This is a genomic window from Mesorhizobium sp. M4A.F.Ca.ET.050.02.1.1 (assembly GCF_003997725.1).
Classification (GTDB): Bacteria; Pseudomonadota; Alphaproteobacteria; order Rhizobiales; family Rhizobiaceae; genus Mesorhizobium.
Genome location: NZ_RZSG01000329.1, coordinates 1 through 6,359 on the forward strand (window position 1 = coordinate 1; position 6,359 = coordinate 6,359).

Below are 6,359 nucleotides of genomic sequence, written 5' to 3' on the forward strand. Positions count from 1 at the left end.
TCCTCGTAGAAGGCCTTGGCGATGTCGACATATTCCGAGACGATCACCGCCACCGGCACGTCGTCGCGCTTCATCAATTCATAGACGCCGGCGCGCAGGATGGCGCGCAGTGTCGAATCCAGCCGTGACAACGGCCAGTCGTCGGTTAGCGCCTGGCGGATGACCGGATCGATGGTCTTCTGGTTCTCGACAACACCGGTGAGGATGGCGCGGAACCATTGTGCATCGGCCTCGCGATAGAGCGCGCCGTCTACTTCCTTGCCGAGCCGGAACGCTTCGTACTCGGCCGTGATCTCGATAACGCCACTGCCGGCAACGTCCATCTGGTAGAGCGCCTGCACGGCCGCGAGCCGGGCGGCGCCGCGCTTGTTGGCGTGGCGGACCGTGGGCTGGCCGGGCGACGCGGGCTCGCTCACGATCGGGCTCCCAGCTGCTGTTTGAGGGCGATCATGGTCAGCGCCGCGCGCGCGGCAAAGCCGCCCTTGTCGCCTTCCGAGCGTCTGGCGCGCGTCCAGGCCTGGGCGTCATTCTCGGTGGCCAGGATGCCGTTGCCGATACAGATCGCTTCCTGCACGGAGAGGTCCATCAGCGCGCGGCTCGATTCATTGGCGACAATATCGAAATGGTAGGTGTCGCCGCGGACGATGGTGCCAAGCGCGACGAAACCGTCATAGGTGGTGCCGCCTTCGGCGGCGCCGTCGAGCGCGAAGGTGATTACTGCCGGGATTTCCAGCGAGCCCGGAACTGTGACCACGTCATAGGTCGCGCCTGCCTCGTCCAGTGCACTCGTTGCGCCTTCGAGCAGCGCGTCGGCAAGGTCGTCATGGAAGCGCGCCTCGATGATGAGAAGGTGCGCCTTGTCCTTCGGACGGATGAACGCTTTGCCGTGTTGGGATATGCCAGCCATAGATGTCTCCGGGGATCGCCGGTGACTTAGGCCGAAGCGGCAGCATTCGCAAGCTTTGTCCGATGCTCAGGCCCGGTCTAATTTGCGGGGGTGGCTCAAAGCCCCTCTTTCGCGGCCTCCGCCAGGCGCGCCGCGTAGCGGGCCATGGTGTCGATCTCGAGGTTCACGCGGTCGCCGACCTGGCGTTCGCCCCAGGTGGTGACGGTCAGCGAATGGTGGATGAGCAGCACGTCGAAGCGCGTGCCCTCGACCTTGTTGACGGTGAGCGAGGTGCCGTCGAGCGCGACCGAACCCTTTGGCGCGATGAATTTCGCGAGCTCGCGCGGCGCTTCGAGCGTGAAGCGCACGGCGTCGCCCTCGTCCTTGCGCTCGATAATCTCGGCCGTGCCGTCGACATGGCCGGAGACGATGTGGCCGCCGAGCTCGTCGCCGATCCTCAGCGCCCGTTCCAGATTGATCCTGGTGCCGGATTTCCAGCCCATCGCGGTCGTCAACCTGAGCGCTTCTTCCCAGGCCTCGACCTCGAACCAGCGCGCGTTGGAGCCGCCTTCCGGCAGCGCCGTCACCGTCAGGCAGACGCCGGCGCAGGAGATCGAGGCGCCGATGGCGATGCCTTCCGGGTCATAGGCGGTGTCGATGCGCAGTCCGACCCCTTCCCTGAGCGGCTTCACGGCAGCGACGGTGCCGACATCGGTAACAATTCCGGTAAACATCAAATATCTCTGTTTTTCAGGTTGACCATGATCTGGTCCAAAAACCGGTTCCCACTTTTTGGGATCATGGTCTTACCCACTCGGCGTAGCTGTCCTCGCCGAAGCGCATCTCGCGCAACTTGCGAAACCCTGCCGGGATATGGTCGGCGTCGATGGGCGATGCAATGCCCTCTTCGCCGATCGCGTCCGGCCCGCCGAACAGCACGATGCGGTCGACCAGCCCTTCGTCGAGGAAAGCCTTGGCCACCTTGGCGCCGCCTTCGACCAGCACGCTCGCCATGCCGAGCGCGGCCAGATCCTCTAACAATTCGGGCAAGGCCACCTCACCGCCATAGGTTTCCGTGCCGATGAAGTGCACGCCTGCGCGTTCGAGCGTGGCGCGCCGCTGCGGATCGGCCTCGAGGCAAGCGGCGATGTAAAGCGGCACGCGGTCGACGCCTGAGACCAGCTTCGACGCCTCAGGCAGCCTGATCTGGCGATCGAGGATGATGCGCGCCGGCGAGCGGTTCTCCAGCCCAGGCAGCCGCACGGTCAGCGCCGGGTCGTCCTCCAGCGCGGTGCCGATGCCGATCAGGATGGCGTCGGCTTCGGCGCGCATCAGATAGACTTCGCGACGCGCGATATCGCCGGTGATCGCGACCTGTCCCTCGCCTTCGATGCCGATCTTGCCGTCGCTGGAAAGCGCAAGCTTCAGGATCACTTCCGGGCGTTTCTTGAGAGATCGAATCAGGTAACCAGCCATCTGCTCCGAGGCCTCGGCTGCCAGCACCTTCTCCACCGCCTCGATGCCGGCGGCGCGCAGGATGGCATAACCCTGGCCGGAAACACGCGGATCGGGATCGCTCGCCGCACCGACGACGCGGGCTATGCCGGCATTGACCAGCGCGTTGGCGCAAGGCGGCGTGCGGCCGTGATGGGCGCAGGGCTCCAATGTAACGTAAGCCGTAGCACCACGCGCGAGCTCGCCGGCCTCGGCCAGCGCCTCGGTCTCGGCATGCGGCCTGCCGCCGACCGCGGTGACGCCGGTGCCGACGATCATCGGCCCGTCGCCATCGTCGCGCACGATGATCGTGCCGACGGATGGGTTGGTCGAGGTGCGGCCGGCGTTCTTCCGCGACAATCTCAGCGCCGCCGCCATGAAGCGCCTATCGAGAGCCTCCTGCTCGGCTCGACTCACCTGTGGCCCTGCCATGCTCAGCCGGCGTCCTCTTCGCCCTTGTCCTCGTCGCCCTTCAGCTCGCCGAGCAGCTCGTGGAAATCCTTGGCCTCGCGGAAATTGCGATAGACCGAGGCGAAGCGGACATAGGCGACGTCGTCGAGCGACTTCAGCGCCTCCATGACCAGCCGGCCGACCTCGCCCGACGCCACTTCCGTCTCGCCGGAGCTTTCGAGCTGGCGCACGATGCCGGTCACCGCGCGGTCGATGCGCTCGGGATCGACATTGCGCTTGCGCACCGCGATCTCGACCGAACGCAGGAGCTTGTCGCGGTCGAACGGCACCTTGCGGCCGGATTTCTTGACCACGACGAGGTCGCGGAGCTGAACGCGCTCGAAGGTGGTGAAACGGCCGCCGCAATCGGGGCAGACGCGCCGCCGGCGGATCGCCGCGCCATCCTCGGCGGGACGCGAATCCTTCACCTGCGTATCTTCGGACTGGCAGTAGGGACAGCGCATGGAGAGCCTTCGGTTGGCGATTCTTGGTGAGCGGAAGGCTTAGAGCTTTTTGCCGGAATGGCAAATGACGGCCGGCCTTCGTGCCTCAGAGATAGCGAGGCGCGAGGAAGATTGCCAGCGCCGCCGCCAGCCAGACCGCGATGCCGCCGAGAACGGCCAGCCGATAGTCGACCCGTTCGATGAACAGCCAGCAGGCGCCAAGGAAGGCGAGATAGGCCGGGATCGTCCTGAAACCGGCAAGGCAGGCCTCGCGAAAGCCTGTCGAGTTGCCCTTGGCGCCGACGGCGAGCAGCGCGATGACGGCGAAGGTCGGCGCCAGCGGCAGGATGCCGGGCAGGACGTTGCCGCGCTTCGAGGCCCAGACGATCAGCGCCGTGACGAGGCCGCCGACGACGCCTTTCCAGAGAATGTCCATGGCGCGGCTCCTTGCTGCCTGTCAGGGCGCGACGTCGTTGGTCGCGAAGCCGCAGGATGCGCCAAGGCTGCGGTAGGCCTTGGTGAAACCGTCCATCGATATGCTGGCAACCGGCTTGTTGGCGAAGACGACATCGATCGCGGCCGCGCGCCGCATGGCGCGCAACAGGGCAAGCGCGACCTCCTTCTTGTTGTCCAGCATCCACTGGTCGCCGATATCGGCACTGACAGTCGCCTTGACCTTGCCCTTGTCGTCACCGAACACGGCGGGAATGTTCTCGCCGGCCGGCAGATCCTTGTTCCGCAGCGCGATGACCAGGCTCGGATAGCCGTCGGGCGGCAGGGCGTCGCCGTTCGAGATGGCGAGCGTCAGCGTGCCGCCGGTGCCGTTCTGGTCGAGGAACGCCGTCGAGGCGGCGCAGGTCCTGCGCACGTCCTCACCGGTGTTGACTTCATCGATGATGGTGGACCACCTGCCGAAGGTTTCGGTCTTGGGAGATGCAGGCGCAGGCGATGCGGCCGGAGCCGTCTCGGCCTTCGGCGCCGTCGTCGTGGTCTGCGCCTGGGCGGCGCCGGTCAACGGCGAGGCGCTTAGAAGCGCCGCAAGAGCGCCGAGACAAAGAATTCGCGTCATCAATAAGGCTCCTGTCCGGACGCCGCCCCAGCCGGAGCGGCGCTTCTCGTGGTGGCCAATAAGAATGACGCGAGGCTTCAGGTCAACCGAGATAGGGATAGAGAGGGAAGCGATCGGTGAGCGCCACGACCTTGGCCTTCACCACCGCCTCGACGGCCGCGTTGCCCTCGTCAGAATTCGCCACCTTCAGCCCGTCCAGCACCTCGGCGATCAGCTTGCCGATCTCGCGGAACTCGGCTTGGCCGAAGCCGCGCGTCGTGCCGGCAGGCGTGCCCAGACGCACGCCGGAGGTGACGAAGGGCTTCTCCGGATCGAACGGGATGCCGTTCTTGTTGCAGGTGATGTTGGCGCGGCCGAGTGCCGCCTCGGCGCGCTTGCCCGTGGCATTCTTGGGGCGCAGATCGACGAGCATCAAATGGTTGTCGGTGCCGCCGGAGACGATGTCGAGACCGGTTTCCTTGAGGCTCGAGGCCAGCGCCTTGGCGTTGGCGGCGACGCTTTCGGCGTAGTGCTTGAAGCTCGGCTTCAGCGCCTCGCCCAGCGCGACTGCCTTGGCGGCGATGACATGCATCAGCGGGCCGCCCTGCAGGCCTGGAAAGACCGCAGAATTCATCTTCTTGGCGATCTCCTCGTCGTTGCACAGGATCATGCCGCCGCGCGGACCGCGCAGCGACTTGTGGGTGGTCGTCGTCACGACATGGGCGTAGGGCAGCGGCGACGGGTGCACGCCGCCGGCGACCAGGCCGGCGATGTGGGCCATGTCGACCATCAGATAGGCGCCGATCGAATCGGCGATCTCGCGGAAGCGCTTCCAGTCCCAGATACGCGAATAGGCGGTGCCGCCGGCCAGGATCAGCTTGGGCTTGGTCTCATGCGCGGTCTTCTCGATCTGATCCATATCGAGCAGGTGGTCGTCCTTACGCACGCCGTAGGATACGACCTTGAACCACTTGCCGCTCATGTTGACCGGAGAACCATGGGTCAGGTGGCCGCCGGAATTGAGGTCGAGGCCCATGAAGGTGTCGCCAGGCTGCAGCAGCGCCAGGAACACCGCCTGGTTCATCTGGCTGCCGGAATTCGGCTGAACGTTGGCGAAGTTGCAGCCGAACAGCTTTTTCGCGCGCTCGATCGCCAGCTCCTCGGCGACGTCGACGAACTGGCAGCCGCCATAATAGCGCTTGCCCGGATAGCCCTCGGCATATTTGTTGGTCATGATCGAGCCCTGCGCCTCGAGGACGGCGCGCGAGACGATGTTTTCGGAAGCGATCAGCTCGATCTCATGGCGCTGGCGGCCGAGCTCGTTGCGGATGGCGCCGAAAATCTCCGGATCGGCGTCGGCCAGCGTGGTCTCGAAGAAGGATTCGAATTTGTTCGACGCTGCCGCTGCTGTTGCCATGGCCTGAAATCCTCCGGTTCGGGGCAATTTGTTCATGCATATCGTTGCCCCAAAACCGCTGCGCACTTCTGGGCGACATGCATTGCCGCGCCATTAACACAGTTGTTTTCGCCTCGCCACGTTTGCGCCGCGAAATTTGCTGGCCGGATTGCGCCAAGGACGACAGCGTGAGCGCTATTTCCGCTCCCGCCGGCTTTTCAGCAAGGCTTCGGTGAGCGTGATCTCGGCAAGCAGCGCCCGCATCGTATGGTCGTTGATCTCCCGGCTGCGGAACATGGCACGGACGGCGCCTCGCTCGGCCTCGATGCCGGCGTGCCTGAGCTCCAGCTCCAGACGCCCGGCCTCGCGGGCTTCGGCGCGCGCCTCTTCGGCCTCATCGGAGGCGGCGATGCGGCGGCGGTAGCCGGCGACGATGCTGTCGGCGACCGCGAGCCTGGCCTCGGCGGCTTCGCCCTCGCCTCCCTCGTTGGCGATGCTCTCGATTCTGGCGATTGCCGCGTTGGCGGCGCCGACGCGCGCCCGGCGTTCCTCGGCGGCGCCAGGATCCGCGCCCGGCTCGACCAGCCCACGCGCGATCTTCGGCAAGGCGAGGCTGGCGATCGTGAGCGAACAGATGATGAC

General features: G+C 65.7%; 8 protein-coding genes and 1 pseudogene. All 9 read right to left on the reverse strand.

Translation table 11 applies throughout. The features are described from left to right. Positions 1-416, reverse strand: a 416-nt coding sequence (gene nusB, locus EOA33_RS20385) for a transcription antitermination factor NusB (protein WP_127406413.1), incomplete at its 3' end; no start/stop codon positions are given. Next, complete coding sequence (gene ribH / locus EOA33_RS20390; protein ID WP_127406414.1) at positions 413-907, reverse strand: 6,7-dimethyl-8-ribityllumazine synthase; 495 nt, start codon at positions 905-907, stop codon at positions 413-415. The genes nusB and ribH, both read right to left, overlap by 4 nt. 95 nt (positions 908-1,002) lie before the next feature. Further along, positions 1,003-1,620 carry a riboflavin synthase gene (locus EOA33_RS20395; RefSeq protein WP_127406415.1) on the reverse strand — a complete coding sequence of 206 codons (618 nt, stop codon included), beginning with the start codon at positions 1,618-1,620 and terminating at the stop codon, positions 1,003-1,005. A 64-nt stretch (positions 1,621-1,684) separates the two neighbouring features. Beyond that, on the reverse strand, positions 1,685-2,812 hold the full coding sequence (gene ribD / locus EOA33_RS20400; RefSeq protein WP_189375526.1) for a bifunctional diaminohydroxyphosphoribosylaminopyrimidine deaminase/5-amino-6-(5-phosphoribosylamino)uracil reductase RibD: 1,128 nt from the start codon (positions 2,810-2,812) through the stop codon (positions 1,685-1,687). A 2-nt stretch (positions 2,813-2,814) separates the two neighbouring features. Beyond that, the gene (gene nrdR / locus EOA33_RS20405; RefSeq protein WP_126054944.1) at positions 2,815-3,294 is read right to left on the reverse strand and encodes a transcriptional regulator NrdR; all 480 of its coding nucleotides are present in this window, start codon (positions 3,292-3,294) and stop codon (positions 2,815-2,817) included. A gap of 85 nt (positions 3,295-3,379) precedes the next feature. Next, on the reverse strand, positions 3,380-3,709 hold the full coding sequence (locus tag EOA33_RS20410) for a GlpM family protein (RefSeq protein WP_126054945.1): 330 nt from the start codon (positions 3,707-3,709) through the stop codon (positions 3,380-3,382). A gap of 21 nt (positions 3,710-3,730) precedes the next feature. Continuing rightward, positions 3,731-4,342, reverse strand: coding sequence for a hypothetical protein (locus tag EOA33_RS20415; RefSeq protein ID WP_127406416.1), 612 nt, complete (start codon positions 4,340-4,342; stop codon positions 3,731-3,733). Positions 4,343-4,424: 82 nt separating this feature from the next. Then, complete coding sequence (glyA, locus tag EOA33_RS20420) at positions 4,425-5,738, reverse strand: serine hydroxymethyltransferase (RefSeq protein WP_127406417.1); 1,314 nt, start codon at positions 5,736-5,738, stop codon at positions 4,425-4,427. Between the two features lie 174 nt (positions 5,739-5,912). Next, positions 5,913-6,359, reverse strand: a pseudogene (locus EOA33_RS20425) (Na+/H+ antiporter); the annotation flags it as partial.

Bases quoted from the DNA above. Each gene is read 5' to 3' on its own strand.
- ribH (WP_127406414.1), bottom strand. From the start codon at position 907: ATGGCTGGCATATCCCAACACGGCAAAGCGTTCATCCGTCCGAAGGAC.
- EOA33_RS20395 (WP_127406415.1), bottom strand. From the start codon at position 1,620: ATGTTTACCGGAATTGTTACCGATGTCGGCACCGTCGCTGCCGTGAAG.
- ribD (WP_189375526.1), bottom strand. From the start codon at position 2,812: ATGGCAGGGCCACAGGTGAGTCGAGCCGAGCAGGAGGCTCTCGATAGG.
- nrdR (WP_126054944.1), bottom strand. From the start codon at position 3,294: ATGCGCTGTCCCTACTGCCAGTCCGAAGATACGCAGGTGAAGGATTCG.
- EOA33_RS20410 (WP_126054945.1), bottom strand. From the start codon at position 3,709: ATGGACATTCTCTGGAAAGGCGTCGTCGGCGGCCTCGTCACGGCGCTG.
- EOA33_RS20415 (WP_127406416.1), bottom strand. From the start codon at position 4,342: ATGACGCGAATTCTTTGTCTCGGCGCTCTTGCGGCGCTTCTAAGCGCC.
- glyA (WP_127406417.1), bottom strand. From the start codon at position 5,738: ATGGCAACAGCAGCGGCAGCGTCGAACAAATTCGAATCCTTCTTCGAG.